General features: G+C 64.3%; 1 protein-coding gene. It reads left to right on the top strand.

Annotated elements, in window-relative coordinates:
• Positions 1–258, top strand: a 258-nt coding sequence (locus tag ACVA6Q_RS24770) for an undecaprenyl-diphosphate phosphatase (protein WP_446649241.1), incomplete at both ends; no start/stop codon positions are given.

The raw sequence follows: 258 nt of genomic DNA, 5'->3' as shown, positions 1-258 counted from the left end.
CGATCACGCTGGCGCTGATCTTCGGCAAGGCGATCAAGGCGCATCTGTTCAACCCGATCGTGGTGGCGTCGGCGTTCATCATCGGCGGCTTCGTGATCCTGTGGGCCGAATGGCGCGAGCGCCATCGCGGTCAGACGCATGACCCGCGTGCCAATGCGCTGCTTGAGGCCGCCAAGGCCGGTGCGCCGCGCATCGAAACGCTCGACGACCTGCGTATTTCGGATGCGATCAAGGTGGGCTTCGCGCAGTGTTTTGCGC

It is taken from the genome of Vibrio sp. DNB22_10_4 (assembly GCF_052879755.1).
Note: the sequence above shows the minus strand (reverse complement) of the source record. Positions and strands in the feature narration are given on the sequence as shown.